This is a genomic window from Pseudomonas sp. HR1, from assembly GCF_030175875.1.
In the GTDB taxonomy this organism is placed as follows: Bacteria; Pseudomonadota; Gammaproteobacteria; order Pseudomonadales; family Pseudomonadaceae; genus Chryseomonas; species Chryseomonas oryzihabitans.
This window is the reverse complement of sequence record NZ_JASNRF010000085.1, coordinates 1-516: the sequence shown is the minus strand read 5'-3', so window position 1 is coordinate 516 and position 516 is coordinate 1. Positions and strand designations below refer to the sequence as shown.

1 pseudogene is annotated in these 516 nt (G+C 55.6%); it reads left to right on the top strand.

What is annotated here, in order from left to right:
• Nucleotides 1-251 precede the first annotated feature (251 nt).
• Nucleotides 252-516, top strand: a pseudogene (locus QKY98_RS23720) (hypothetical protein); the annotation flags it as partial.

Below are 516 nucleotides of genomic sequence, written 5' to 3'. Positions count from 1 at the left end.
CCTTTCGTGACCATTAGCTGACCAAGCCCTTTAGTTTGCAAGCTGTCATCGTCCGTAATTCGTCTAGCACGAGCATCGAGATGTCCGCCCGAATCTGACGGCCTGGGTACCGCTGGGAGCCGATTATAGACCGTCGGGTACCAGGACCCTTCATCTCTCCAGGGGCGTGCCGAGGTCAAGAAGGTTATCTAGCGTTTCGCCTATTGCTTGCGAAAAGGGCGGTACAGCCCTGCAGGTACTCCGATGTCCCTATGTCCATTGTCTTCTGTGAGCCTGCCATGAATCTGCTAAGTCCCGCCGTCAGGATGATGAATCGCCTTAAGTTTCCGGCCAAATTTGCCTGCCTGGCCGCCATCGTCTTGATGCCCCTGCTGTTTCTCAGCGTCTATCTCTATCAGAACATTCAGGAGCAGCGAACAACCCTCGCGCAGGAGATCGAAGGTCAGCGCTATATGCTCAAGCTGACACCGGTCGCTAGGCTAAGCATGTTGCAGCGCGCGCTGACCAAGCGGTTGC